Raw genomic sequence first — 26,311 nt, forward strand, 5'->3', positions numbered from 1 at the left:
GCCTAGCTGAGCGTGCCGAGAATTTTAATCTCCAGTTCGTCCGGCACTTCATTATAGGAGAGCACCTGCAGGCCGCTGGCAAACAGGCGTGCATAGCGGGCCAGCAGCGGACGCAGCTGCGGGGCCACCAGCAGCACCGGCTCTCTGCCCACCGCCTTCATCTGCTCCTGAACCTGCGGCATATTTTGCTGGAACTGGCTGAGCATATTCGGGTCCAGCGGCACGCTATCGAGCATCACTTTCCCGCTCTGCTGTGCCTGGTTCACTACCCCGATCAGCAGATTTTCCAGCTCGTTATTCAGGGTGTAGACCGCCAGCTTCTCATTGCGCACCAGCCCGTGGGTGATGCTGCGGCGCAGGGCAAGGCGCACGTCCGACACCAGTAAAATGGGATCTTTCGTCACCGCGCTGCTGGCAACCAGCACGGTAGCTATGGTCACAATGTCGCGCAGCGGAACACGCTCAACAAGCAGCGCCCGGTAGACCTTGAGCAACTGACTGTAGCTCAGCGCGCTACCCACGTCCTCCGCCAGCTTCGGAGCCTGCGAGGCAAGACGGTTGTGCAGCTGCGTTACGTCGTCATAGTTAAAAAGCTCAGGAAGATAGCGAGTAAGCACCTTGTTCAGATGAGTGGCGATAATGCTCGCCGGGTCGATGACCTGATAGCCCAGATTGAGCGCCTTCGTTTTTTGCTCCGCCGTAATCCAGGTGATGGGCATCGCGTAGGCCGGATCGGTTCCCGGCGTGCCGTCAATTTCGCCATAGGTTTCCGCCGAGGGAAGCGCCATAAGGCGGTCTGCGGGAAGCTCGCCGCCGTCGGCCTTAATGCCGTTGACATAGATAGCGTACTGGCTCGGCTTCAGGCGAAAGTTCTCCCGGATACGGATCTCCGGCAGCAGCAGGCCGTTGGTCTCAGAGAGCGCCTGGCGTAAGCCGCGTATGCGCTGGGTAAGCGGGCTGCCGTGGGCTTTATCCAGCAGCGAGACCAGTCGGTAGCCAAGGCTCAGGCTGACAGGCTCAATCTGCGGGATCGTCTCCCAGCTCACCTGCTGCTCAGGGGTTTCCGTCAGCGTTTTGCTCAGGGTGACCAGACTCTCTTCGTCGGTTTGCGCCGTTCGGGGGCGCTTGCTCTGCCGCCAGCCGGTAAATAGCAGCAGGGCGGTGAAGAGCAGGAAAGGGAGATGCGGCATGCCCGGAACCACCGCCAGCACGAACATCACCCCACCTGCGGTGTAGATGGTCGCCGGCGAGGCCAGCAGCTGGGTTTTGACGGCGCTGGAGATATCTCCGCTGTCGCTAACCCGGGTAACGATGATAGCCGCCGCCGTTGACAGCAGCAGGGAGGGGATCTGCGCGACCAGGCCATCGCCAATGGTCATCAGCACATACTGCCGGAACGCTGCTTCGGCGCTCAGATCGTATTTAAAAATGCCGATGCAGACGCCGCCAATCAGGTTGATGGCCAGGATCAGCATCCCGGCGATGGCGTCACCGCGTACAAACTTCGACGCGCCGTCCATTGCGCCATAAAAATCTGCCTCGCTGGTCACCTCTTTACGCCGGGCCTGAGCCTGGGCCTGGTTAATCAGCCCGGCGTTGAGATCGGCATCAATAGCCATCTGTTTACCTGGCATGGCATCCAGCGTAAAGCGCGCCGATACCTCAGAGATACGCTCTGCCCCCTTGGTCACTACGACAAAGTTGATGATCATCAGGATAATGAACACCACAAATCCGACCACAAAGTTGCCGCCAATGACCACCTGGCCGAAGGATTCAATCACTTTGCCTGCCGCGCCGATCCCCTCGTGGCCGTACAGCAGTACTACACGCGTAGAGGCGACGTTAAGGGTCAGGCGCATCAGTGTTGTAATGAGCAGCACCGTTGGAAAGAGGCTGAAGTCGAGCGGTCGTTTCGTTGAGACGCTGACCAGCAGCACCAGTACCGCCAGCACAATGTTAAAGGTGAAAAGCGCATCCAGCAGCATGGGCGGCAGCGGCAGGATCACCATCGCCAGGATGGCGAGTAGAAGTAAGGGCGCGCCGGGTCGACTGCTGCGCAGCGCCGTCAGAACGTGTTTAATCTGTTTCTGCATCCTGCTTCAGGACCTCTTTGGGAATGGAGATATGACGGTTAAGCGCGGGGCGATCCTGTATGCCGGCGCGCCAGGATTTAAGCTGCAGGACATAGGTCAGAACGTGCGCGATCGCGCGAAAAAGCTGATAAGGGATCTGCTGGTTTATCTGGGTTGTGTAGTAGACCGCACGAGCCAGCTTCGGGAATTCGACGACCTCAACCCGATGCTCCCGGGCAACCTCACGAATGTAGCGCGCCACCTCGTCAGTGCCTTTTGCCACCACATACGGGGCCGCTGCCCGCGCCCGATCGTACTGCAACGCCACCGCAAAATGGGTGGGGTTGGCAATGACCACGTCGGCTTTGGGGACCACGCGGCGGATCTGCCCCAGCGCCATCTGCCGCTGCAGGCGGCGCACTCTGGCTTTGATCTCCGGGCTCCCCTCCTGGTTTTTATACTCGTCTTTAACCTCCTGCTTTGTCATCTTTAACCCCTTTGTAAACATATATTTAGCAAGAGGAACGTCAAGAATGGCGAACAGGATAAACAGCATCACCACGTTCAGCATCACGTCCTGATAGAGCGACAGCCCCTCGTGTACCGCCGGGGTAAAGTAGCGGGCCTGAAGATCGAGCAAAGCAGGGAAGTAGCGATGAAGGCTGACCGTGAGCAACAGCAGAACCAGCCCGCTTTTAATCATCATCTTGCCGACCTCAATAACCTGCTCGCTGGAGAAGAGACGACCTATCCCCTTCAGCGGACTGATTTTGCTGAGATCGGGTGCGATCTTTTTTAGCGAAAAGATCCAGCCGCCCGGTATCAGCGAGGCGATAAGCGCCGCCAGCGGTATCGGCGTTAGCGTCAGGATAAATTTGAGCAGGATCAGCAAATTATGCTGCAAAAACTGACCCAAAATGTCCGGATCGTCGATACGCTGTCCATATTGACGCACGGTCAGAAATGCCTCATGCACAAAGTCGCGATACCAGGGAAAGCTGTTGCTGACCACGATAAAAGCCGCCAGCAGGCTGGCAGCAAGCCCCATATCCTTCGAGCGGGGAAGCTGGCCCTCCTGCCGTGCCTTACGCCGCTTCTGCGCCGAAGGCTTTTCGGTCTTTTCACCACTTGCAGCCTCAGCCATGCGTCCCCCGCAGGGCGTCAAACTCCGCCAGCACGCGGTTAACCAGATGCAGATAGTGATCTGGCAGGGCGGAGAGCAGGGCGGCAAAGCAGATAAGCCCGGCCAGCATGGCGATGGGGAAGCCCAGCGAGTAAAGATTCAGCGCCGGGGAGATACGGTTCAGCAAGCCAAATCCGCCCTGAACGATGAGCATGATAAAGGTCGCCGGCAGCGCCAGCAGCATCGCGGAGGAGAATACCCAGCCCAGCGCGAGAGCGACGCTGCGCAGGGTCTGCGGCTGCAGCGCGTTGCCGGGCGGCCAGTAGAGAAAGCCCTTATAGAGAATGCTCACCAGCAGCAGATGCCCATCCAACGCGAAGAAGAGGATAGCCGCATAGATATAAATAAACTCTGCCAGCACGGTAGTGGATGCGCCGCTGTTGGGATCGTTCATTACCGCCATGCTCATACCCATATTGAAGGAGAGGATCTGCCCGGCGAGCTGGAGCGTGAGATAGATGAACTGCATCATCAGGCCAAACAGCAGGCCCCAGAGGATCTGCTCGACGGTAAGGATCAGGGTATGCAGGTTCAGCAGCCCCTCCGGCACGGGCGGATGTACCAGTGGGGTCAGGACAATGGCCAGCGCCAGTGCGATAATTATACGAATGCGCACGCTGAAGGCTTTGCTGTCAAAAATCGGCCCGTACTGGAGAAAGGCCATAATGCGCACGAAGGGGTACCATAGCCCCAGCGCCAGGTTACTGAACTGTACTACCTCAAGCTGGATCATCCTAGCCTACCATCAGCGCCGCCTGGGCGAAGAGATGGGTACAGAGATCGCTGAGCTGGACGATCATCCACTTTCCGCAGACGCCGAGCACGATCAGCGTCACGATAAGCCGCGGCAGAAAGCTGAGCGTCTGCTCGTTAATCTGGGTCACAGCCTGAAAGATACTGACGCACAGGCCGACCAGCAGGCTGGGAACCACCAGCACTGAGACCAGCACAATCACCACCTTGATGCCGCTGGCGACCAGATCGGCGGCGGTATCGATAGTTAACATGACGATACCTCGCTCATTACCCTAACCCCAGCCCGCGAATGCTGTCGGTCAGCGTACCGACGGTCAGCGCCCAGCCATCAATCAACACAAAGACCATCAGCTTAAACGGCAGTGAGACGATCAGCGGCGAGAGCATCATCATCCCCATCGCCATCAGCACGCTGGCGACGATCAGATCAATCACCAGGAAGGGAATGTAGATCATAAAGCCAATCTGAAAGGCAGTTTTAAGCTCACTGAGCATATAGGCTGGCACGATGATGGAGAGATCCTGCTGTTGTGCATCCCCCTGCGCGTTGGCAATGGTCATTATCTGCGCCATCGCCTTTTTGCTAGTTTGCGCCAGCATAAAGCGCTTGAGCGGTGCGGCGGCGGTCTCCAGCGCCTGTGGCAGTGTTATGGTGTCCTGTTCAAAGGGGACGACCGCGTGTTCGTAGATGTTAAGCCAGATGGGGCGCATCACCAGCAGGGTTAGCACTAGCGCAATGCCGATTAAAATGCGGTTCGGCGGCGTCTGCTGCAGGCCCAGCGCCTGACGCAGCAGCGAGAGCACGATAATAAACCGCGTAAAGCAGGTCATCATTAGCAGCAGGGTGGGCAGCAGGCCCACCAGCGTCATCAGAATTAAAATCTGGATCTTGACGCTGTACTCCTGGGTATTGCCGTGGTTGATCACCTGCAGCAGCGAGATATCGCCCCCCTGCGCATATACCGCAGGAGAGAGGAGCAGCAGCGTGCTGGCGGCCAGCAGCAGGCAGACAGTGCGGATCATGTGGTCAGTTCGTTAATATCGCGGGTATTAAACTCAATTACCCGCAGGCCATACTTTTCATTGACTACCACCACTTCGGCTTTGCCCAGCAGGATATTGTTGACCTTAATATCCAGTGGTTCTCCCGCCAGCTTATTAAGCTCAATGACCGTGTCGTCATCAATATTGAGCAGATCGGCGAGCATCACCTCGACGGAAGCCACCTCCAGCGTCAGGGTAACCGGAATACGCTTAAGCAGCGCCATAGAGTCGGTTAACGCCGGTGCGCTACGGGCTGGCGCAGTGTCGTAGGGTTCGGCGCTTTCCCCGGCTAATTCAAAGCCCTGGTCAAGGGGATCGGTAGGATTATTCATAGGACTTCTCAGGAACGGTAGGCGTAATATGAGTCAGATAGAGTTTGTCGTTATCTTCAACAATCAGTCCGTGAAACAGCGACGATTGCCCGATAGAGACCGGGAACGTATCGGGTAGCGTGAGCGGGAATATATCCCCGGCTCTGATTGCGGTCAGGGAAGCTACGTCCATGCTTAGCCCGGCGATTTTAACGTTCAGGCTCAGCGGCAGCGTCTCGATCAGTTTGGTTACCACGGCCCGATTGCGGTTTTGCCGGCCAGGGGCTCCAGCATCGGTCTGATGCCGATCCCTCTGGCGCAGCATGTTAAGAAAGCAGTCGGTATGGGCGTTATCCAGCAGGATATGAAAGCTGCTGTGCGCATCGTCGCCCAGAGTAAAGGTCACCTGGCATGCCCACTGGCTAATAATTGTGCTGCTGTCCATCTTTACACTGAGCGGTAATCCCCATGTCTCCTGATGAAAAAGGATATGGCAAAGATCGAGCGCCAGGCGGATGCGTAGCCGCGCTTCGGTTTTTGTCGGCAGCAGTGCGGCCTGCGGGCTGGCGCTCTCTTCGCTCTCCAGACCGTAAAAATTATTCAAAAGCGTTAACAGCAGCGGCCTGTCAATATCAAAGGCGAGATGGCCAATATGTGATGCCAGCAGGTCAGCGTTTTTGTTTTTAATATCGACCGTACACGCCATCTTTTTCAGCGTTAAGCTTGAGCGATGCTTTTTGAGAAAGTAGTTACCAATACGTGACTCCAGAATATCAAATTTGCTCACGAACAGGCTGGGCAGGCGGTGATAGGGTCGGCCAAGACGGTGGCTATCAAGCTTGCTTATGGTACTGTTCTGGCTGTACTTCAACATGGTACATATTCTCTGTTGTTGATACCGAATAACCAGGCCGGTTGTTTTGCTGTTTATGGCAGCGAGTTGGGCAAAAAAAACGCCTTTGCTATTTAAGTTACGGGCTAAAATTGCCGCTATTCTTTATTTGCGTGGCATGATGCACAGCCCTGCAAAGTGCCGCTATTTAAACGGAGATGGTAAGGGTATACAATAGATAGTGCAGCGATAAATATTATTAAATATTAATTATTGCTTTGATGCTTCTTTGAATTTTTTTTGATGGCTGCTGATTATTTATGTAATCAATTGATTTGTATTGCTTTATCTGATTTTAAGTTATTTATTAGCAAATTAATTTAAGCATGGTGATATCTTCGCATGAAGATAAAATTCGTAAATGCGAGAAACCCATGTCGAACTTTATTGCTCAGGCTCCTGCCAGCATTAAAACATTCTCCTTAGCCAGGCGCGTTGCCCATTTCAATATTCCAGTGCTGCTAATGGGCGAAACTGGTTCTGGAAAAGAGTGCGTCGCTAAATATATTCATACGACAGCGTTTGGCGAAAATAGTACCGTACCTTTCATCGCAATTAACTGTGCGGCTATACCTGAGTCGATGCTGGAATCAACGCTCTTCGGTTATGAAAAAGGCGCGTTTACCGGCGCGGTGAATACTCTGCCGGGAAAATTTGAGCTGGCGAATAATGGGACCTTACTGCTGGACGAAATTGGCGATATGCCCCTGCCGCTGCAGGCAAAACTCTTGCGCGTACTGCAGGAGCGGCAGGTTGAACGCCTTGGCAGCCATCGAACAATTAACCTCAGCTTTCGCCTCATGGCGAGCACCAATAAAAACCTTGAGTCTGAGGTGGCCGCAGGGCGTTTTCGCGAGGATCTCTTTTATCGCATTTCCGTGGTGCCCGTTACCGTGCCGGCGCTGCGGGAACGGGTCGGGGATATTCTGCCGCTGGCCGACGCTTTTCTAAAAAAATATGCCCACACCATTGGTAAAAATATCTGTCTCGCAGAGAGCGCGAAAGCGGCGCTGTTGAACTATTGCTGGCCCGGCAACGTGCGGCAGCTCGAAAACGCCATTCAGCGCGGCATGGTGTTAAACCAGAACGGGGTGATCCACGCCAGCGCGCTGGGGATCCCCTTCAATACACAGGAGGAGACCGTCGATTGTCCGACTGCAGAGACCCCCATTCACTCTCTTAACGCCAGCCGTCAGGAGTTACAGCGGCACGGGCGGGTTGCGCAGTATCACTATATCGCCGACCTGATGCGTAAATACCAGGGTAATCGCTCGCAGATCGCCGACTGCTTAGGCATCACGCCGCGGGCGCTGCGCTACCGGCTCGCCTCAATGCGCAAGCATGGCATTGAAGTCTGCTTCTGATGCTGACTATCTCCTATTTTACGAAAGAGCACTCCCCTATGAAAACAATCGGTAACATCTCGCTCTCCTTAATGCAGCAGGAGATGAGTGGCATGAGACGCCTTGCTGCTGCTTTACCTCTTTCCGCGCATACGCTTCCCGGCGTGGTGCCGGATGGAGGCTCTCTCTCTGACGTAAGCTTTCATCAGATCATGCGTGATGCACTTGAGCGCGTTGACAGCCTCCAGCAGAGCGCCAGCGCCCAGCGAAACGCGGTGAGCAGCGGGCAAAGTGACGATCTGATTGGCGCGATGCTGTCCAGCCAGCAGGCTTCCCTTGCGTTCTCGGCGCTTGTTCAGGTCAGAAACAAGGTGGCGAGCGGTGTTAACGATCTGATGAACATGTCTGTATAAAAATGAAAAAGAGATTTTTGTCCTCTGTTAATGCCGCCGTTACTGCATTCGCCTCTCTGCTTCCGGGCAACCGTAAATGGGTTGCCCTGGCGGCTGGCGCGGCGCTGCTCACTGCAGCTATCGTCGGTGGCCTGTGGCACAGCAGCAGCGGCGGCTATACCGCGCTGTTTGGTACCCAGGAGCATCTGCCGCTTTCACAAATTATCACCGTGCTGGACGGGGAAAAAATAGCCTATCGAATTGACCCCGCCAGCGGCCAGATCCTGGTTCCGGACTCGCAGCTCTCCAGCATCCGCATGACGCTGGCGGGCAAGGGTGTGCAGGCGATCAGCCCGGCGGGTTATGAGCTAATGGACAAAGACGAAGTGCTCGGCAGCAGCCAGTTTGTGCAAAATATTCGCTACAAGCGCAGCCTGGAAGGGGAGATGGCGCAGAGCATCATGTCGCTGGATGCGGTAGAAACGGCCCGCGTTCACCTTGCGCTGAACGAAGAGAGCTCGTTTGTTATCAGCAGCACGCCGCAAAACAGCGCCTCGGTCATGGTGCGCCTGCACTATGGCAGCAGCCTGAGCCGCGAGCAGGTCAACGCCATTATCCATCTGGTAAGCGGTAGCGTGCCGGGACTGTTACCTGCTCAGGTCAGCATCGTGGACCAGGCAGGGAATTTGCTGTCGGAGGGCGTTGCGGAGGGGGGCAACGCCGCAGCCAGCGTCCACAAAGCGAACGAGTTAGTGAGCGGTATTCAGGATCAAACCCGCGCCAGCCTGGCTAACGTCCTGACCACGCTGGTAGGTAAAAATAATTTCCGCATTAGCGTTATGCCAGAGCTGGATTTGAGCCATATCGAAGAGACCCGGGAGCGCTACGGCGATACGCCAAAGGTTAACCGGGAGCAGAGCTCCGAGGATAAGAGTAGCGATCGTCTCGCCGTTGGCATTCCCGGAGCGCTCAGCAACCGACCTCCGGAGGCTGTCCCGGCACAGGCCACGGAAGCGACGGCTCAGAAGCCCTCTGCCACTCTGTCGGAACATAAGGAGAGCCAGCGGGACTACAGCTACGACCGTACCGTTGAGCATATCCAGCATCCGGGTTTTGCACTTAAGCGTCTGAACGTTGCCGTGGTGCTCAATCAGGATGCCGCCGCCGTTAAGCGCTGGCCGCCAGAGCAGACGGCCCAGGTTACGGCGATGCTCAATAGCGCCGCCGGAATTGATGCGTCCCGGGGAGACAGGCTGTCGCTGTCGCTAATGCATTTTGTGCCGGAGGAGAGAGTCGTACTGCCGCCGGTGAAGTGGTGGCAGAACAGTGACATCCTTGCGTGGTGCCGCCTCGGCGGTAGCGGCGTACTGCTGCTGCTGGCGCTGCTGTTTATCGTGCGTCCGCTGATGAAGCACCTTATCGCTACGCGCCAGGCGAAGCCTGCAACGCTGCCAACAGCAGGCAGCAGTGGCCCCTCACTCCCAGCAACGCTGGATGACGACGAGCGCAGAGGCGTGGAGCTGCCCTCGTTTACCGGCGATGATGCCCTGCCGTCGCAGAGCTCTGGTCTTGAAACCAAGCTGGAGTTCCTTAAAAAACTGGCGATTAGCGATACCGACCGCGTCGCCGAAGTGATCAGACAGTGGATTACCAGCAATGAGCGAATTGACAGTAAATAAAAGCCCTGGCGGCGCGAGCTACCTTGAGCAGGCGGCCATTTTGCTGCTGTGCCTGGGTGAAGAGGCGGCGGCCACGGTGATGCAGAAGCTGAGTCGCGAGGAGGTGGTGCGCCTGAGTGAGTATATGGCTCGTCTCTCCGGGGTAAAAACTAGCCAGGCGAGAAGGGTGATCAACAACTTCTTTGACGAGTTTCGCGAGCAGAGCGGGATCAACGGCGCGTCGCGCATGATGCTGCAAGGGATCCTCAATAAAGCGCTGGGCGGGGAGATTGCCAGCAGCGTAATCAACGGCATCTATGGGGATGAGATCCGCTCGCGCATGGCACGCCTGCAGTGGGTAGATCCCCGTCAGCTCGCGGTGCTGATTGCCGAGGAGCACCTCCAGCTCCAGGCCGTGTTTCTGGCCTTTCTGACGCCGGAGATCGCGGCCACGGTGCTCACCTACATGAGCGACGCCGTGCAGAACGAGATCCTCTACCGCATCGCCAGGCTCAACGACGTTAACCGCGACGTGGTCGATGAGCTGGACCGCCTGATTGAGCGCGGCCTGTCGGTGCTCTCCGAACATGGCTCAAAGGTAAAAGGGATCAAGCAGGCGGCGGATATCGTCAATCGCTTTCAGGGTAACCAGCAGCAGATCCTCGATCGCCTGCGCGAGCTGGATGCGACGGTGCTGGAACAGCTGCAGGATGAGATGTACGACTTCTTTATCCTCAGCCGACAGAGCGAAGAGGTGCGCCGCCGCCTGCTCGACGAGATCCCAATGGAGGAGTGGGCCGTGGCGTTAAAAGGCACCGAGCCGCCGCTCCGGCGTGCCGTTTTTGCCGTGATGCCGAAACGCCAGGCACAGCAGCTAGAGACCATCACCGCGCGGCTGGGGCCGGTGCCCATCAGCCGCATTGAGCAGATCCGCCGTGAAATCATGGCCGTCGCCCGCGAGCTTGAGGAGGCGGGTGAGATCCAGCTTCAGCTTTTCGCCGAGCAGACGGCAGAGTAGGGAGAGAACCGATGCAGACACTACGGGGCCGTTACCGCCTCCACCGCTTCCCGCCGCGCAATGCGGCCGCCCAACGTGCTGCACCGGGGGGAGGCAGCGCCGACTTTCAGCGCCAGCTCATGGACGGCTATCAGCAGGGGCTACAGAAGGGTTTTGCTGAGGGGGTCAGCGAAGGGCAGGAGACCGGTTTTCAGGAGGGGCTGGCAAAAGGAGAGGCTGAAGGCTATCGGCAAGGTTTTGCTGAAGGTAGCCTGGTAGGGCAGCGGGATGGACTGGCACAGTTTACCCAGGCCGCCCAGCCGCTGGAGGCGATTGTCGGCAGCCTCAACGACTATTTTGCCCATCTTCAGCGTAAGCAGCGGGAGGATCTGCTGCAGCTGGTGGAGAAGGTCACCCGCCAGGTGATCCGCTGCGAGCTGGCGCTGCAGCCAACCCAGCTGCTGGCGCTGGTGGAGGAGGCTATCGCTGCTATGCCCGCCGTGCCGGATCCGCTGAAGGTCTATCTTAGCGCCGATGAGTTTAGCCGCATCCAGAGCGTGGCACCGGAAAAGGTTAATGCATGGGGGCTGACGGCTTCAACGGAGCTGGCCGCCGGAGAGTGCCGCATTGTGACCGATGCATCGGAGCTGGACGTTGGCTGTGGACATCGGCTTGAGCAGTGCATGACGGTATTGAAAGAGACCCTGACCCCGGAAGAGACGGATGAACACTCCGCATCCCTTTGACGACGCGCTGCGCTCCATTGAGTCTATCTCCTTTACCCGCGTGGCGGGCAGACTGGTGCGGATGAACGGAGTTTTGCTGGAGAGCGTGGGCTGCCAGCTGGCGACGGGGCAGTTCTGCCGCATCGAGAGCGCGGAGCGCGGTTTTATCGATGCGCAGGCGGTGGGCTTCAACCGCGACGTGACCTATCTGATGCCGTTTAAACAGCCGACAGGGCTGATGGCAGGGGCGCGCGTCTTTCCCCAGCAGAAGGCCAGGCAGCTGCTGGTCGGCGAAAGCTGGCTGGGTCGGGTGGTTAACGGGCTGGGCGAGCCGATCGATGACAAAGGCAGACTGGGCGGTATTCATCCGCTGCCCTCCATGGCACCGACGGTCAATCCCTTAACCCGCCGACCCGTAGATGAGCCGCTGGACGTCGGGGTAAAGGCGATCAACGGCGCGCTGACTATTGGCAAAGGCCAGCGGGTTGGCCTGATGGCGGGGAGCGGCGTCGGCAAAAGCGTCCTGCTTGGCATGATTACCCGTCAGACCAGCGCCCAGATTGTGGTGGTCGGACTGATTGGCGAGCGGGGCCGCGAAGTAAAAGAGTTTATCGATAGGGCGTTGGGCCACGAAGGGCTGGCTAAATCTATCGTCGTGGTCGCACCGGCGGACGAGTCGCCCCTGATGCGCCTGAAGGCGACCGAGCTGTGCCATACGCTTGCCGCCTGGTTTCGCGATCGCGGCTTTGACGTGCTGCTGCTGGTTGACTCCCTCACCCGCTACGCCATGGCCCAGCGAGAAATTGCCCTCTCGCTGGGGGAGCCGCCAGCCACTAAAGGCTACCCGCCCTCGGCGTTTGGCATGATCCCCCGGCTGGTGGAGAGCGCGGGCAACAGCGACAGCAGCGGCTCCATGACCGCCATCTACACCGTGCTGGCGGAGGGGGACGATCAGCAGGATCCCATCGTTGACTGCGCGCGGGCGGTGCTGGACGGCCATATCGTCTTAACCCGCAAGCTTGCCGAGGCCGGGCACTATCCGGCGATCGATATTGGGCAGTCAATCAGCCGCTGCATGACGCAGATTACCCCTGAGTGGCACCAGCAGGCCGTAAGCCAGCTTAAGCGGCACTATGCCGCCTACATGGAGATCAAACCGCTGATCCCGCTTGGCGGCTACGTCGAGGGGGCCGATCCGCTGGTTGACAGGGCCGTGAAATGCTTTCCAGCCATTGAACGTTTTCTGCGCCAGCAGGTAAACGAACCGGCTCCGCTGGCGCAGGTGCAGGCGCAAATCGCCGCGCTGTTTCCCTCTCCACAGGCGCAGAGAGAGAACTCGTGAAGCAGATGCTTGACACGCTTGCCCAGCTTCAACGCCTTCGCGACAGCACGGTGCAAACCACAACGGTGGCGCTGGCCCGGCAGCGGCAGGTCGCTATCCAGTACGAGAACAACCTCAGGGCGCTAAGGCAGCTCATGCCGAAGACCCGTGCCGAGGCGCAGCCTCATTTTTGCCCTCAGACGCTAAGCAATATGGCGGGTTATAAAGGTAACCTGCTGCGCGTCATGAAGTGGCAGGAGCAGGAGCAGGCGCTGGCGGAGATCAAAATGCAGCAGCTGCAAAAAGGCCTCCTGCAGGCGGCCTGCCAGGAGAAAATTGTCGCTCTGACACTCGACGATCAGCGAGAGAGGGCGGCCAGCGAGCAGGCCAGCCGCGAACAGAAAGAGGTTGATGAGATCGCCAGCCAAAGCTGGCTGCGCACCCAGCGCCTGACGGAGCAGGAGCGGTAACGATGGTCATCACCGGGTCAACCCAACTGCGGGTTGGACGTCAGGGGCGATAGATAAAGTCAGGCTCAAAACCCAAAAAATCCCGCACGAATGCATACTGGCGGATCAGCAGCTCGCCGTTTTTCTCATTGAAGCGTCTGCACGCCGCAACGCTACCCGCCAGCTGCTGCCACGCCTGGTTCGCTGCCGCCTTTTGCGCAGCAGGCAGCCAGCTGAACACCTGCGCCATGCCCGCGCTATCCGGCGTAACGCCCAGTGACAGCAGCGTTTCATGGCGGGTGCGGGTGCTCGCGCTCAGCGCGGGGTAGAGCAGATCAATCTGCCCATTCACGACAGCCAGCGCATCGCTGGCGCGGCGGATCATGCCCATGCGTTGCTCCTCCAGCAGGGTGTAGAGCTGCTGGTAACGTTCGCTATCGAGGCGGATCCCGCGTAGTAGCAGCTTCACCTGCTCAAGTCTGGCGCTCACTACGCCCCCCTGGTGCTGAAAAAGTCCAGCATGGCAGAGGCCAGCGCATCGGCGTCAATGGAAAACTGCGGCGACGCCAGCAGCGCCTGCATTTGACCCACGCTTTCCGCGTCGATGTCAGAGACGGAAGCCTCCGTCAGGCTGCGCTGCGCCGCCTGCAGACCCTGCTGGGTGATATCGTCTGCACAGGATGGGGCAGGGGCAACAGGTTCGACTTTTGCCGCCTCGGGCGGCGACGGGACGAGCGCTGCCGCATCGCAGGAGGCAAGCTGCCCGGGTGTTATGCCAGGAGTTGTGAGGGTCATAGGTTTCTCATCGCAGAACGTTTTTATCGGTTACGCAGGGAAAGCGGCAGCGTAAAGCAAAAACTTAAGCGGCAGTGAAAAAATTATTGCGTGCCACCGCCAACGCTCACCCGACCGGGACCAACAACGATGGCATCAATCACCCGCTCGCTGCTGCTGTTCTGCACCTTAATACTCTCCTGCAGGCGTCCCTCTTTTAGCGCTACGCCCGCCGTCTGCGCGCTGATGCCGTCCGTTTGCGAAACGATAGTCACCGCCGCGCCACGCTTTACCAGCAGCGGCTGCTGCAGCTGCTTACGCAGCAGCGTCTTCCCCGGGCGCAAAGTACGTTTGGCGAGCCGTCCTGCCGCGTCGCCCACGCTCAGTAGCGGATCGCCGCTCAGGTTGCTGATGTTATACCGCTTCATTACCAGTTTGTCGGCGGTAATGGCTTCACCTCGGGCAATCTCTCTGGCGACCATTGCCACCGGCAGGTAGAGGTCGGCCTTAACGGTGACTAATACCTGCCACGACGCGCCGCTGCCGCAGGCTACCCTGTAGCGCTGGCGAGCCAGATTTTTCTGCTGGAGAGGCTCGCCGCTGAGGCGCAGCGGCTGGCTACAGGCGGGCAGGGCGGCGACGCTGCCGGGAATAAGCACGTTGAGGGTGTAGCGGTAGTCGTGCCAGCTCGCGCGCTGTGCCAGCCCGGCGATGGCCTCTCCGGCGAGATGCACTACCTGCTCATTGATCTGCTGGCGAGCCGTGGGCGGTGAGGTCTGCGCCGCGACGAGCGGCGGGGCGGAAAAAAGAACGGTGGTCAGGATGCGGAAAAAAACTTTCCGGACAGCGGCTGCAGTGTACATAAAGTAAACCTTTTCAATAACTTAATATTTGGCACGTTTTTTGCCTTATAGGCACGCGCATGCGTTATTAGGAAAGGAGTGCAATGCACAATGGGGATCAGCTTTCAGAAAGCACTGGGTGTACACCCACAGGCGGTGAAGCTACGTCTTGCGAGGACCGAGCTGCTTACCGCCAATCTGGCGAACGTCGATACGCCAAATTTCAAGGCCAAAGATATTGATTTTGTCCGCGAGATGCAACGGGCAAATCGCGGCGGCACGCTGCCTAACGCGCAGGTGATGTACCGCCTGCCGATGCAGCCGACACAGGATGGCAATACGGTAGAGCTGAATAGCGAGCAGGCGCGGTTTTCACAAAACAGCCTCGACTATCAGAGCAGCCTGACCTTTTTGAATATGTCTATCAGCGGCCTGAGAACCGCTATCGAAGGGAAATAGCTATGTCATTTTCTGACATCTACCAGATCGCCGGCTCGGCTATGACCGCCCAGACAGTGCGGCTCAATACCGTTGCCAGCAATCTGGCCAACGCGGATTCGCCGGCGCAGAGTGAGGCGGCGGTCTATAAATCGCGCAGCCCAGTCTTCGCCTCGGTTTACCACAGCAGCCTGGTGCAGGCGGGGCAGCACGATCTGACGGGAGCCAGCGTACGCGTACAGGACGTTATCGAGAGCGGCAGCGCGGTGCGGCGCTATGAACCACACCATCCCCTCGCCGACCGGGATGGCTACGTCTGGTATCCGGACGTCAACGTGGTCGAGCAGATGGCCGATATGATGTCAGCCTCGCACAACTTTGAGACCGGCGTTGACGTGCTGAACAACGTCAAAAGCATGCAGCAAAGCCTGCTGAAGCTGGGAGAGAGCACATGAGTTCGTCCGTATCGCTGAACGCACCCTATGCCGGGCCAGGCACAACTAGCACAACCAGCACGACCGCTACAGCTGCGACAACGACAGCGACGACCACGACAACGACGACCGCCACGTCGATGGCCGACACCTTCCTGACCCTGCTGGTGGCGGAGATCCAGAACCAGGATCCCACCGATCCGACCGATCCCACCGAGTACGTGACCCAGCTCGCCTCTATGGCCCAGGTGGCGATGGCGGAGGAGGTCGCCACGGAGATGAACACCAACGCCATTCTGATGAGCAATATCCAGGTGATGGCGCTGGGCAAGATGGTGGGCGATCCAATCATGGTCCAGACCACGACGTTGGAGGTGGGTGACGGCGCTATTCAGGGCCGTATCGATCTGGATGACGCCTGTACCCGAGTTGATATCCATCTCACCGACGAGGTCGGAAACGACTACGACATTCCACTGACGGGAACGTCGTTTGGCCCGGGGGGCGTCCCCTTTAGCATCGACCCTGCGGACTACGGTATTCCCTCCGGCGACTACAGCGTGTCGGTGGTCACCGATACCGGGGAGGAGGAGGTGCCGGTCGAGGTGACGGGGATGGTGACCGACGTGCGCATTCCGCTGGATGGCGGCACGCCGCTGCTCAACGTCAGTGGCGTAGGAGAGGTGCCTTTCACCATGATCAGCCAGTTCGGCACGCCGGATGAGACGCCGACCCAGGACATAGTTTGACAATTTAAAAGGAGCAGTAAGTTATGAGTTACAGCATTGCAGCTAGCGGTCTGAACGCGGTGAATGAGCAGCTGGATGGCATCAGTAATAACATTGCCAACGCAGGAACGGTGGGCTACAAGTCCATGACTACCGACTTCTCCGCCATGTATGCCGGAACCCAGGCGATGGGGGTAAGCGTGGCCGGAACGGCCCAGAGCATCTCCCGCGGCGGCTCTATGGTCTCTACTGGTAACGCCCTCGATCTGGCAATCAACGACGGCGGCTTCTTTATGCTTCAGGACAGCGCGGGCAACGTCACCTATTCCCGGGCGGGATCGTTCAACACAAATAAGGATGGCTATATTGTCAACGCCTCCGGCGACTTCCTGCAGGGCTACCCGGTTAATGAGAGCGGGGCGCTGCAAACCGGTACGGTGACGGATCTGCAGATCAAGACCGGCTCGCTACCCGCCAGGGCAACCAGCACTCTGACCTTTGGCGCTAACTTCAACGCCGCCGATACGGCCATTGATACCAGCGCGGTGCCGTTCGACCCGGCCAACGCCGCGTCATATAACACCACCTACACCACCACGGTCTATGACTCACTGGGCAACGAGCATGCGGTCAGCCAGTATTTCACCAAAACGGCGGATAACAGCTGGGAGGTGCACTACAGCTTTGATGGGGCGACCCAGCCCACCACCACGACGCTGGCCTTTGACGAGCAGGGCAAGCTGGTTAGCCCGGCGGCAGCGGTGCCGATGACCTTCAGCGCGCCGGGTGCAGCACCCATTGCGATGACCTTTGACTATGCAGCCTGTACCCAGTACGGCTCCGCTTTTTCGGTCACCACTAATGCCGCCGACGGATACGCCTCCGCGCAGCAAAACGGCGTGCAGGTGGACGGCGACGGTAAAATCTATGCCACCTACAGCAACGGGGAACGCATGCTGCAGGGCCAGCTGGTACTGGCGACTTTTCCGGACGAGGACGGATTACGGGCCATCAGCGGAACGGCGTGGGTTCAGACCGGCGAGTCTGGCACGCCGCTGGTGGGAACGCCCGGCAGCGGCACCTTCGGGGCGCTCTCTACGGGGATGCTGGAGAATTCCAACGTCGATATCACCAGCGAGCTGGTGGATCTGATGACCGCGCAGCGTAACTACCAGGCCAATACCAAGGTGATCTCGGCCAGCAGCGAGCTGGACCAGGCGCTATTCCAGGCGATGTAACGGAAAGAGAGCAGAGCAGTGGATCGTTTACTTTTTACCGCCGTCAGCGGGGCCAGCCATTCGCTGATGCAGCAGCAGATTAGCGCCAACAACCTGGCGAATGCCAATACCACCGGCTTTCGTGCCGATATAGCGCTGTCCCAGAGCGAGGCGGTTAGGGGCCTGGGGTTTGCCACCCGCGTGATGGTCCAGCCGCAGACCAGCGGCGTCGATGCCAGCTCCGCCGCTGCCGAGAGGACCGGCCGTCCGCTGGATGTGGCGATTCAGGGGGAGGGCTATATCGCAGTGCAGAACAGCGACGGCAGCGAGGTCTATACCCGCAACGGCAATATGGTACAGAACGAGGCGGGTCAGCTCACTATCAACGGCTATCCGGTGCTGGGCGATAACGGCCCGATCGTGCTGCCGCCCAACGCCATCGCCTCCTTTGGCCGCGACGGTACGCTGTCGATTACGCCGGATGACGGCGACGTCACCGCCACTATGGATATCGATCGCCTGAAGCTGGTGACCATTCCGCCGGAGAACCTGGCTAAAAATGGCCAGGGAATGATCGTGACGGCGGACGGCAGCCGTGCGCCGCTGGATGAGAACATCAACGTCAGCGGCGGCTACCTGGAGGGCAGCAATGTTACGGCGGTCACGGAAATGCTGGCTTCCATTTCGCTTAGCCGCCAGTTCGAAGCCCAAATCAAAATGATGAAGGCGGCCCAGGATCTGAGCGAGGCAGGCAACCGCCTGCTACGCGGCTCCTGATTGCGTCTCTAATTTAAGGATACCGCAGCATGAATGCAGCACTATGGATCAGTAAAACCGGCCTGTCGGCGGAAGATGCCCAGATGAGCGCCATTGCCAACAACATCGCCAACGTTAATACCAACGGCTTCAAGCGCGACCGGGTAATGTTTCAGGATCTCTTCTACCAGAATCAGCGAGCGCCCGGGGCCATGCTGGATCAAAACAACATCGCCCCCACCGGCATTCAGTACGGTAGCGGCGTACGCGTAGTTGGGACACAGAAAACCTTTACCGAAGGCAATATCGAAACCACCGACAACCCGCTCAACGTCGCTATCATGGGGCAAGGCTTTTTCCAGGTGCAGAAGGCTAACGGTGACATTGCCTACACCCGCGACGGTAATCTGCAGGTCAATGCCGACGGCGTATTGACTAACGCCCAGGGGCTCCCCTTGCAGCCGGAGATCGACGTTCCCGCCAATGCTACCAACGTCACCGTCGGCGAGGATGGCACGGTGATGGCCACAATGCCGGGCGACAGCGATCCCAGCGAGCTGGGGCAGATCACGCTGGTGAACTTTACCAACCCGGCGGGCCTGCTGGCAGAGGGAGATAACCTCTATCTCGAAACGGCGGCCAGCGGTCAGCCGACGGAGGGGACGCCGGGTGAGGACGCACTGGGCACGCTCAAAGGCGGCGCGCTGGAGGGATCCAACGTCGACATCGTCAACGAGATGGTGGCGATGATCACCGTCCAGCGCGCCTATGAGATGAACGCCAAAATGGTCTCTGCCGCCGATGAGATGCTGCAGTACATCAATCAGAATCTGTAGCGAGCACACACGTGAAACGATATCTGTGGTTAATGGCGCTGCTTCCAGGGCTGACGGGCTGCGAATCGCCGGCGCTCCTGGTCAAAAAGGATGACCAGGCCTACGCGCCGCCCAAAATGGAGGCCCAGCCGACGCCAGAGGGGCGGGCAGGTGGCGTGTTCGAGACTGGCTATAGCTGGTCACTGACCGCCGACCGGCGTGCTTACCGGGTAGGCGACATTTTGACGGTGATCCTCGAAGAGTCCACCCAGTCCAGCAAGCAGGCCAAAACCAATTTTGGCAAGGAGAGCAGCCTCGACGTGGGCGTGCCGACGGTGTTTGGAAAAGCAAAGGAGAAGTTGGCCAGCTCCGCCGAGGCCTCGCGGGACTTTGACGGCAACGCCAGCTCCCAGCAGCAGAACAGCCTGCATGGGTCGATCACCGTCTCCGTGCACCAGGTGCTGCCCAACGGGGTGATGGAGATCCGCGGTGAGAAGTGGCTTACCCTCAATCAGGGCGACGAGTATCTGCGTCTGAGCGGGCTGGTACGAGCTGACGACATCGGTAACGACAATACGGTCTCTTCCCAGCGCATCGGCAACGCCCGTATCTCCTATGCCGGACGCGGGGCGCTCAGCGATGCCAACGCGGCGGGCTGGCTGACCCGTCTCTTTAACCACCCGCTGTTCCCGCTATAACCCAGGAGATGTTATGCGCTGTTTTTCAGGATGCGCCCGTATCGTCCCGCTCGTTCTACTGCTGCTCTACGCTGTGCCGGCAGTGGCGGAGCCGCTGGCCTCGCTGATCGATATTCAGGGCGTGCGCGGCAACCAGCTGATTGGCTACAGCCTGGTGGTCGGTCTCGACGGGACCGGTGATAAAAACCAGGTCAAGTTTACTAACCAGACCCTTACCAACATGCTGCGCCAGTTTGGGGTGCAGCTGCCGAACAAGATCGATCCCAAGGTGAAAAACGTCGCCGCAGTGGCGGTCAGCGCCACGCTGCCCCCCATGTACGCCCGGGGGCAGCGCATTGACGTTACGGTCTCCTCTATTGGCGACGCGAAAAGCCTGCGCGGCGGCACGCTGCTACTGACCCAGCTGCACGGCGCGGATGGTGAGATCTATGCCCTGGCACAGGGCAATGTGGTGGTAGGGGGTATGAGTGCCAGCGGGGCCAGCGGCTCCAGCGTGACGGTCAACACGCCCACCGCCGGGCTGATCCCCAACGGTGCCACCGTGGAGCGCGAGATCGCCAGCGATTTTGAGATGGGCAACACCGTCATGCTTAACCTGAAGCGTCCCGGCTTCAAGGACGCTAACAGTATTGCCAATGCTATCAACAGCGCCTTCGGCGGCGGGCTGGCAACGGCGAAGAGTGCCACCAGCGTAGAGGTGACGGCGCCCACCAGCCCAGGTGCGCGGGTGGCCTTTATGTCGCAGCTGCAGGACGTGCAGATTACGCCGGAGCGCGTGCGCGCCAGGGTCGTCTTCAACGCCCGTACCGGCACGGTGGTGATGGGCGAGGGGGTGAAGATTCACGCCGCGGCGGTATCGCACGGCAGCCTGACGGTCTCGATTACCGAGAGCAGCAGCGTCACTCAGCCTAACGCGCTGGCCGGTGGCCGCACGGCGGTCACACCGCAAAGCAGCGTCAATGTAACTACCCCGCGCGCGCAGATGGTCACGCTGCCGGAGTCAAGCAGCCTGAAGACGCTGGTGAACGTGCTGAACAGCCTCGGTGCCTCGCCGGATGACGTGATGTCGATCCTGCAGGCCCTACACGAGGCGGGCGCGCTGGATGCCGACCTGGAGGTGATCTAATGGATGCCCTTAACGCTTTAACCTCTCTGCGCAAGGGCGCTGACGACGTTACCGATACGTCCGCCGTACGTGAGAACGATCTCAGGCAGGCCGCCCAGCAGTTTGAGGCGATCTTTATGCGCCAGATGCTTAAGGAGATGCGAAAGGTGAATGCCCTTTTTGAGTCTAAAGATAACCCTTTCAACAGCGATGCCGGGCGCATGATGCAGGGGGTGTACGACGATGCGCTCTGCGATAGCCTGGCGAATCAGCAGAGTATCGGTATTGCGGAGCTGCTCGTTAAGCAGCTCTCGGCGCACCGTGATTGACAGCAAGGAGATTCACAGCATGGATATGATCAATATAGGCTACAGCGGCGCGTCGGCGGCTCAGGTGCAGCTTAACGTTACGGCGCAGAATACGGCCAACGCCATGACGCCAGGCTATACGCGGCAGGTTGCAAAGACCAGCACGATGGGGGCCAGTCCGGGGGCGTTGAACAGCGCCGGCAACGGCGTGCAGGTCGACAGCATCTGCCGCGTGTCAAACCCGTACCTGGTCAACCAGGTGTGGTTTGCCGCCACCGACTATGGCTACTACACCACCCAGCAGCAGTATCTGACCCAGCTGGAGACGGTGCTCAGCGACGAGAACAGCAGCCTGAATGCCGGATTCGACAACTTCTTTGCAGCGCTGAATGCCGCCTCTACCACGCCGGACGATCCGGCCCTGCGGGAGCAGGTACTCAGCGAAGCCAATGCTCTGGCGCTGCGCTTCAATAATACTACCCGCTATATTCACTCCCAGAGCAGCGAGATTGTTAGCCAGCAGCAGGCGACTATTTCGCAGATCAACACCCTGACCGTCGGTATTGCGGACTACAACCAGAAGATCGCCGAGGCCGAGGCCAACGGCGACAACCCTTCAGCGCTGTACGACGCGCGTGACCAAATGGTTGAGCAGCTCAGCGGGATGGTGGATATTCAGGTCAATATCGACGACCGGGGTAACTACAACGTTACGCTGCAAAACGGTCAGCCCTTGGTGAGCGGTCAGCAGAGCGCCACCATTAAGATGGAGAGTAGCAGCGGGGGAGAGCAGAGCCTGACGCTCACCTTTGCCGGGACAACCAGCAACATGACGATGGCGACCGGCGGCTCGCTGGGGGCGCTCTTTGACTACCAGCACAAGGTGCTGGATCCGCTCACCGACACCATCAACAGCATTGCCCAGCAGTTTACCACGGCGGTCAATAGCCAGCTGGCGGCGGGATACGATCTCAACGGCAACCCCGGCGCGCCGCTTTTTATTTATGCTGGGGATAGCCCGGACGGCCCGCTGATGATCAACCCGGATATCACGCCAGACCAGCTGGCGTTCTCCAGCGCCCCAGACGCCCCCGGCAATGGCAACAATTTACAGGCGCTGATTGGCATTGCTGGCCAGCCGCTGACCATCGCCAACCTTGGCACAGTCACCGTCGGTAGCGCCTGCACCAGCATTATCAGCAACATTGGCATCTACAGCCGTCAGAACCAGACCGAGGCCGAGTCGGCAAGCAACGTCTACAGCGAAGCGCAGAACCAGTGGAGCAGCGTGAGCGGCGTTAGCATGGACGAGGAGGCTGTCAATCTGATCGCCTACACCCAGATCTACCAGGCCAACCTGAAAGTCATCTCTACCGGCGCGAAGATTTTTGACTCCGTGCTGGAGATGTTTTAACCCAGTGGGAAAACACTTTTTATGCGCATAAGCACTCAACAAGCCTATACCTCTATGACCAGCCGCTTCACCGAGCTCTCCGGCCGGCTGGATCACGTGGTTACCCAGATGGCCACCGGCCAGCGGGCGATCCTGCCGTCGGACGATCCCATCGCCATGACCCGTCTTAACCAGCTTAACAGCCAGCAGTCCGCTATCACGCAGTACCAGAGCAATATTAAGGCGGTCTCGGCAACCCTGAGCCAGCAGGAGAGCCTGCTCGACGGCGTCAACAACAGCCTGCTGGCCATTCGCGACGATCTGATCCAGGCGGCGAACGGCACCACCACGCCGGAGACGCTGACTAACCTCGGCCAGGAGATCGCCTCCCTGACCCGGTCAATGATGGCCTCCCTGAACTATCAGGACGGGCAGGGCCACTATCTCTTTGGCGGCACGAAAAACACCACCCCGCCCGTAAGCTATGACGATACCGACGGTGACGGCAAGCCGGATGAGTATGCTTACCAGGGCAACGGCGAGCACCGGACAGCGACGGTTGCCAGCGGCATTGAGATCGAGACCAACGTGACGGTAAGCGACATGTTTGGTGCGAATCTGGACGTGTTAAACACCCTTGGCGATCTGGCTGCGGAGCTGCAGAACCCTGGCGTCGATCCGGCAGACCCACAGCTGCAGAGCGATATTACCCATGCCATTGACACCCTCGACGCGGCCTCTGAATCGCTTAGTAGCGTCATTGCCAGCCTGGGTGAGCGGCAGAATACGTTGACCATGCTTAGCGATGCGCAGACAAGCGTAGCCGACAGCAACAGTGTGCTGATCGGCCAGCTTGGCGATCTTGACTATGGCCCGGCAACGGTCACCTTTACCGGCCTGCAGATGGCGATGGAGGCGACGATGAAGACCTACGCTAAAGTCAGCGATCTTTCGCTGTTTAACGTTATTTAATGCAGCTCGGTGGAGTGACCATGCAGGTTGGCTTACAGACAACGACGCGATCCGCTGGCGGGGAACTCGCTCCGCCGCAGATCGGCGACCCGCTACGGGTGCCGCCGATCCCCAGACGGGCTGGGCGCGAGGAGTATCCTGCCTCGCCGCTGCTCGCCATTCGTCCCCAGCGCTACAGCGTGCAGCTCAACGATCAGCTTACTGCTCTCCAGCAGGCGGACAGCTACCTCTCCCGGCTGGAAAAAGCGCTGCTGGATCATCGCTATGCCACCTCCGGCGGGCGGCGAGGAGGCGAGAGCGAAGCGCTTCAGGACCTGCTGATTAACCGGGTTCAGCTCTCAGCGGGCCGGATAGACAGACAGCTGCTGCCGGTGCTGCAAGGGGAGCCGCAGGTGATCTTCCATGCCCCGGCGCTGGCCGCGCTGCTAGAGGAGAGCAGCCAGCCGGTGTCGCTGATGTTCAGCGCTGACGCGGAGGGCGGGCGGCGTCTGGCGGCCGTATCGCTGGCTAATCCGGCCGACACGCTCAATCCGCTTATGCAGATTAAACACGCGCTGCAGCGGACGGGCATTATGCCACGCTACGGCGAGGGAGGATGGACATTTACTACCGCTGAGGCTGGCTGGTCGCAGATACAGCGTTCGTTTACCGTTGCCGATGCGCAAGGGGCACATCCGGAGCGGCCCGTTCTTCATGCTGAGCCTGCCCTCTCTGAAGCGTTAGGCGCTGCGCTGGAGACGGGGTCGCGTGACGGCCTTCAGGGCAGGGTGCAGAGTCTGCTTGGCCAGGTGGGGGAGCAGCGGCAGCTGCTGTCGTCGGCGCAGGAGAGGGCGCGCCAGCGTATGGATGAGATGGCGCGTATTCCTGACGCACAGGGTGCAGAGCGGGCGTCGGCCGCGCTGGGGCAGACCCTCGCATGGGTCGGCCATGATTACGCTACGCTGGCACAGGCGGTAAACGGCCAGGCTAATCTTCCGGCGCTGACGGTGCAAAACCTGCTCGGCTAGCGCTGGCATCCCGCTGTGCTAATGGTCATCATGGTGGGATCCACTACCACTACGGTCAGGCTGTCCCTGTCCAGCAGAAGGTATTGCGCGTTCGGTAGCGGCTTCATCGTAACGCGCAGCCTGTTATTCTGCGTAAAGTTCATAAACGGGGCCAGAGCCGGATCGGCGTGCTGGGTATCCCGCGCCTTCAGCCGCAGATACCCCTTCGGGTCTGCGGACGGCTGAGTATTTAAGCAGGTTGCAATATCCGTTGACAAAGCGAATGCGCTGTCATCGCGTTGCAGCGTAGCGTGTGCGCCACCTGGCGTAGGAAGCATGTCTAACCTGTAGCTACGCTGGTTAGCCGTCGCTAAATCATAAAAAACCACGTCGGTTCGCACAATGGCCGCTGCCGATAGCGAGAAGCAACTTATTAATATGGTGAATGTTAAAAATAAAAAAGGATTAATTACATGCAGGAATTTCATTAATAGTTTTCTCAGTCGCTTGATAAACAACATCATTCAAATCTTTTACGCTATTTTGCCAGTTCTGAATGCCCAACATTAATTGATATTGATTATGGCAATTATCTTGAACTATAAAACTAATGGATAATTTAGCGACCGATTCACTGTAGTAGAAAACAGCCGTCATCTGCTTCGCCTGCAGCATCCGATTTATCGAGCTCAGCGCATCAGGCATATGTTTCGCCAGCTGTGCTTCATGGCCTGGGTCATTACCCGAATGCAGATGATAAATTCGGATGCGTGAGTAGTCCTTCGTTGTCTCCTCTTTCACAATCAATCCCGTGTGGGCAGAGAGCGTTTTAATGGTTTGATTAATATGGACAAGGTGGGAATATGATTTCACGACAAAAACCAGTGCTATGATAACTATGATTGATATAAAAATAGTTTTTTTTGATTTTATAACGGCTTGCCTCTCTTTCACGGGCTGCTCGGGCTGCTCGGGACATAACGCCGCCGCAAACGCGCTGTTCTCTTCCTGACGCACTGTTTCTGCTGTAGCGGTTACATCAGTGTAGGTAATAAAATCTTTATTAAAAACATAGCCTTTCTTCGGTACGGTTTTTATGATCTCCTGTAAGCGGCCGTCGTCACCCAACGCCGCTCGTAAGGCATAGATAGCCGTCGGCAGGCTGTTATTGCCCACCACCCGGTTTTTCCATACCGTATTGATAAGAAAATTGCGCGATAAAACGTCGCCAGCGTGGCTCACCAGCGTTTCCAGAAGAATATAGTGAAATTCACCTAGTCGCTGAATTTCACCTGTTTCAACGTGGACCAACGCATTGAGCGATGAGTCGAGCCGCCACTTATTTAAGAGCATATGCATAGTCATTTTATGTGTTGAATGAAGAAGGAAAAGCATTAGTAGTGCTTAAGCGTTGTTGCTAATAAGACTGTTTTATCAATTGTATAACACTATTTAACAAACGAGTGTTTTAATAACTTCAATAATAGCAGTGATTTATGGGTAATTGATTTTTTTAAAGGCGAAAACGTGATCTGTATATGTTTACTACTCAGGCAATTTAGCGAAAGTGGAATAGAGGGGCAATCTAAGAATTTCCTTAAATTGTAAGTTATCGTGTCTATTATTAGGCGTTGGGAGAGTGATATTCGGCGGGATGATGCGCCCCTCCATACTGAAGAGGCGCTTAAGATCTTACTGC

The 26,311-nt window shown here is 58.2% G+C and carries 31 protein-coding genes; 19 read left to right on the top strand and 12 right to left on the bottom strand.

Features of this window, described 5'->3' with window-relative positions; genetic code table 11:
• Positions 1-2: 2 nt before the first annotated feature.
• Genes flhA through WFN61_RS01005 form a run of 7 tightly spaced genes read right to left on the bottom strand, consistent with a single transcriptional unit; the run spans position 3 to position 6,243 of the window.
• Positions 3-2,096, bottom strand: a complete 2,094-nt coding sequence (gene flhA, locus WFN61_RS00975) for a flagellar biosynthesis protein FlhA (RefSeq protein WP_257756807.1) — start codon at positions 2,094-2,096, stop codon at positions 3-5.
• Positions 2,080-3,219, bottom strand: coding sequence for a flagellar biosynthesis protein FlhB (gene flhB, locus WFN61_RS00980; protein ID WP_144813904.1), 1,140 nt, complete (start codon positions 3,217-3,219; stop codon positions 2,080-2,082). The genes flhA and flhB overlap by 17 nt, the downstream gene beginning before the upstream one ends.
• Entirely contained in the window at positions 3,212-3,991 is a 780-nt protein-coding gene (fliR, locus tag WFN61_RS00985) for a flagellar biosynthetic protein FliR (RefSeq protein WP_144813899.1), read from the bottom strand. Before fliR ends, flhB begins: the two co-directional genes overlap by 8 nt.
• A 1-nt stretch (position 3,992) precedes the next feature.
• A complete protein-coding gene (locus WFN61_RS00990; protein WP_144813896.1) occupies positions 3,993-4,265 on the bottom strand; it encodes a flagellar biosynthetic protein FliQ in 273 nt (90 codons plus the stop codon).
• 16 nt (positions 4,266-4,281) lie between these two features.
• Positions 4,282-5,037 carry a flagellar type III secretion system pore protein FliP gene (gene fliP, locus WFN61_RS00995; protein WP_144813893.1) on the bottom strand — a complete coding sequence of 252 codons (756 nt, stop codon included), beginning with the start codon at positions 5,035-5,037 and terminating at the stop codon, positions 4,282-4,284.
• Positions 5,034-5,390 carry a FliM/FliN family flagellar motor switch protein gene (locus WFN61_RS01000; protein WP_144813891.1) on the bottom strand — a complete coding sequence of 119 codons (357 nt, stop codon included), beginning with the start codon at positions 5,388-5,390 and terminating at the stop codon, positions 5,034-5,036. The genes fliP and WFN61_RS01000 overlap by 4 nt, the downstream gene beginning before the upstream one ends.
• A complete protein-coding gene (locus WFN61_RS01005) occupies positions 5,383-6,243 on the bottom strand; it encodes a FliM/FliN family flagellar motor switch protein (RefSeq protein WP_312175736.1) in 861 nt (286 codons plus the stop codon). The genes WFN61_RS01000 and WFN61_RS01005 overlap by 8 nt, the downstream gene beginning before the upstream one ends.
• A 344-nt stretch (positions 6,244-6,587) precedes the next feature.
• On the opposite strand from WFN61_RS01005, the gene WFN61_RS01010 reads away from it, so the two are divergent.
• The 7 genes from WFN61_RS01010 to fliJ are packed head-to-tail and all read left to right on the top strand — an operon-like array spanning position 6,588 to position 13,167.
• Positions 6,588-7,625, top strand: coding sequence for a sigma-54 interaction domain-containing protein (locus tag WFN61_RS01010; RefSeq protein ID WP_374543537.1), 1,038 nt, complete (start codon positions 6,588-6,590; stop codon positions 7,623-7,625).
• 38 nt (positions 7,626-7,663) lie between these two features.
• The gene (locus WFN61_RS01015) at positions 7,664-8,017 is read left to right on the top strand and encodes a flagellar hook-basal body complex protein FliE (RefSeq protein WP_337037226.1); all 354 of its coding nucleotides are present in this window, start codon (positions 7,664-7,666) and stop codon (positions 8,015-8,017) included.
• Between the two features lie 2 nt (positions 8,018-8,019).
• Entirely contained in the window at positions 8,020-9,675 is a 1,656-nt protein-coding gene (fliF, locus tag WFN61_RS01020; protein ID WP_436880810.1) for a flagellar basal-body MS-ring/collar protein FliF, read from the top strand.
• A complete protein-coding gene (locus WFN61_RS01025) occupies positions 9,653-10,672 on the top strand; it encodes a flagellar motor switch protein FliG (protein ID WP_144813879.1) in 1,020 nt (339 codons plus the stop codon). Before fliF ends, WFN61_RS01025 begins: the two co-directional genes overlap by 23 nt.
• 11 nt (positions 10,673-10,683) lie before the next feature.
• Positions 10,684-11,397 (top strand): flagellar assembly protein FliH, encoded by a 714-nt coding sequence (fliH, locus tag WFN61_RS01030; protein ID WP_144813875.1) that lies wholly within the window; start codon positions 10,684-10,686, stop codon positions 11,395-11,397.
• Positions 11,375-12,718, top strand: a complete 1,344-nt coding sequence (gene fliI, locus WFN61_RS01035) for a flagellar protein export ATPase FliI (protein ID WP_144813872.1) — start codon at positions 11,375-11,377, stop codon at positions 12,716-12,718. Before fliH ends, fliI begins: the two co-directional genes overlap by 23 nt.
• A complete protein-coding gene (gene fliJ / locus WFN61_RS01040) occupies positions 12,715-13,167 on the top strand; it encodes a flagellar export protein FliJ (protein ID WP_257756812.1) in 453 nt (150 codons plus the stop codon). The genes fliI and fliJ overlap by 4 nt, the downstream gene beginning before the upstream one ends.
• Before the next feature lie 40 nt (positions 13,168-13,207).
• Here fliJ and flgN read toward each other — a convergent pair whose 3' ends face one another.
• From flgN to flgA, 3 genes are all read right to left on the bottom strand, one after another.
• On the bottom strand, positions 13,208-13,636 hold the full coding sequence (gene flgN / locus WFN61_RS01045; RefSeq protein ID WP_337037232.1) for a flagellar export chaperone FlgN: 429 nt from the start codon (positions 13,634-13,636) through the stop codon (positions 13,208-13,210).
• Positions 13,636-13,941 (bottom strand): flagellar biosynthesis anti-sigma factor FlgM, encoded by a 306-nt coding sequence (locus WFN61_RS01050; RefSeq protein ID WP_337037235.1) that lies wholly within the window; start codon positions 13,939-13,941, stop codon positions 13,636-13,638. The genes flgN and WFN61_RS01050 overlap by 1 nt, the downstream gene beginning before the upstream one ends.
• 83 nt (positions 13,942-14,024) lie before the next feature.
• A complete protein-coding gene (gene flgA / locus WFN61_RS01055) occupies positions 14,025-14,783 on the bottom strand; it encodes a flagellar basal body P-ring formation chaperone FlgA (RefSeq protein WP_337037236.1) in 759 nt (252 codons plus the stop codon).
• Between the two features lie 90 nt (positions 14,784-14,873).
• On the opposite strand from flgA, the gene WFN61_RS01060 reads away from it, so the two are divergent.
• From WFN61_RS01060 to WFN61_RS01115, 12 genes are read left to right on the top strand one after another with little or no spacing between them, the layout of a single operon-like run.
• Complete coding sequence (locus WFN61_RS01060) at positions 14,874-15,221, top strand: flagellar basal body protein (RefSeq protein ID WP_144813855.1); 348 nt, start codon at positions 14,874-14,876, stop codon at positions 15,219-15,221.
• Between the two features lie 2 nt (positions 15,222-15,223).
• Complete coding sequence (flgC, locus tag WFN61_RS01065) at positions 15,224-15,655, top strand: flagellar basal body rod protein FlgC (RefSeq protein ID WP_144813852.1); 432 nt, start codon at positions 15,224-15,226, stop codon at positions 15,653-15,655.
• Complete coding sequence (locus tag WFN61_RS01070; RefSeq protein ID WP_337037240.1) at positions 15,652-16,383, top strand: flagellar hook capping FlgD N-terminal domain-containing protein; 732 nt, start codon at positions 15,652-15,654, stop codon at positions 16,381-16,383. Before flgC ends, WFN61_RS01070 begins: the two co-directional genes overlap by 4 nt.
• 23 nt (positions 16,384-16,406) lie before the next feature.
• Positions 16,407-17,600: a flagellar hook protein FlgE gene (flgE, locus tag WFN61_RS01075; protein WP_257756820.1), complete on the top strand. Its 1,194-nt coding sequence runs from the start codon at positions 16,407-16,409 to the stop codon at positions 17,598-17,600.
• A gap of 18 nt (positions 17,601-17,618) precedes the next feature.
• Positions 17,619-18,356: a flagellar basal body rod protein FlgF gene (locus WFN61_RS01080; RefSeq protein WP_144813842.1), complete on the top strand. Its 738-nt coding sequence runs from the start codon at positions 17,619-17,621 to the stop codon at positions 18,354-18,356.
• A 29-nt stretch (positions 18,357-18,385) separates the two neighbouring features.
• Positions 18,386-19,171: a flagellar basal-body rod protein FlgG gene (gene flgG, locus WFN61_RS01085; protein ID WP_144813839.1), complete on the top strand. Its 786-nt coding sequence runs from the start codon at positions 18,386-18,388 to the stop codon at positions 19,169-19,171.
• 11 nt (positions 19,172-19,182) lie between these two features.
• A complete protein-coding gene (gene flgH / locus WFN61_RS01090) occupies positions 19,183-19,848 on the top strand; it encodes a flagellar basal body L-ring protein FlgH (RefSeq protein WP_257756823.1) in 666 nt (221 codons plus the stop codon).
• 13 nt (positions 19,849-19,861) lie between these two features.
• The gene (locus WFN61_RS01095) at positions 19,862-20,974 is read left to right on the top strand and encodes a flagellar basal body P-ring protein FlgI (RefSeq protein WP_337037243.1); all 1,113 of its coding nucleotides are present in this window, start codon (positions 19,862-19,864) and stop codon (positions 20,972-20,974) included.
• Positions 20,974-21,282, top strand: coding sequence for a rod-binding protein (locus WFN61_RS01100; protein ID WP_337037244.1), 309 nt, complete (start codon positions 20,974-20,976; stop codon positions 21,280-21,282). Before WFN61_RS01095 ends, WFN61_RS01100 begins: the two co-directional genes overlap by 1 nt.
• 19 nt (positions 21,283-21,301) lie before the next feature.
• Positions 21,302-22,675, top strand: coding sequence for a flagellar hook-associated protein FlgK (gene flgK, locus WFN61_RS01105; RefSeq protein ID WP_312175764.1), 1,374 nt, complete (start codon positions 21,302-21,304; stop codon positions 22,673-22,675).
• Positions 22,676-22,696: 21 nt separating this feature from the next.
• Complete coding sequence (flgL, locus tag WFN61_RS01110; RefSeq protein ID WP_257756827.1) at positions 22,697-23,626, top strand: flagellar hook-associated protein FlgL; 930 nt, start codon at positions 22,697-22,699, stop codon at positions 23,624-23,626.
• A 20-nt stretch (positions 23,627-23,646) separates the two neighbouring features.
• Positions 23,647-24,633, top strand: coding sequence for a flagellar hook-associated protein (locus WFN61_RS01115; protein WP_337037249.1), 987 nt, complete (start codon positions 23,647-23,649; stop codon positions 24,631-24,633).
• Here WFN61_RS01115 and WFN61_RS01120 read toward each other — a convergent pair.
• Together WFN61_RS01120 and WFN61_RS01125 are read right to left on the bottom strand one after the other, a co-directional pair.
• On the bottom strand, positions 24,630-24,950 hold the full coding sequence (locus WFN61_RS01120; protein ID WP_257756830.1) for a hypothetical protein: 321 nt from the start codon (positions 24,948-24,950) through the stop codon (positions 24,630-24,632). The genes WFN61_RS01115 and WFN61_RS01120 overlap by 4 nt on opposite strands.
• 127 nt (positions 24,951-25,077) lie before the next feature.
• On the bottom strand, positions 25,078-25,971 hold the full coding sequence (locus WFN61_RS01125; RefSeq protein ID WP_186370511.1) for a winged helix-turn-helix domain-containing protein: 894 nt from the start codon (positions 25,969-25,971) through the stop codon (positions 25,078-25,080).
• Positions 25,972-26,311: the final 340 nt, after the last annotated feature.

It is taken from the genome of Pseudescherichia sp. AS216, from assembly GCF_037152055.1.
Classification (GTDB): Bacteria; Pseudomonadota; Gammaproteobacteria; order Enterobacterales; family Enterobacteriaceae; genus Pseudescherichia.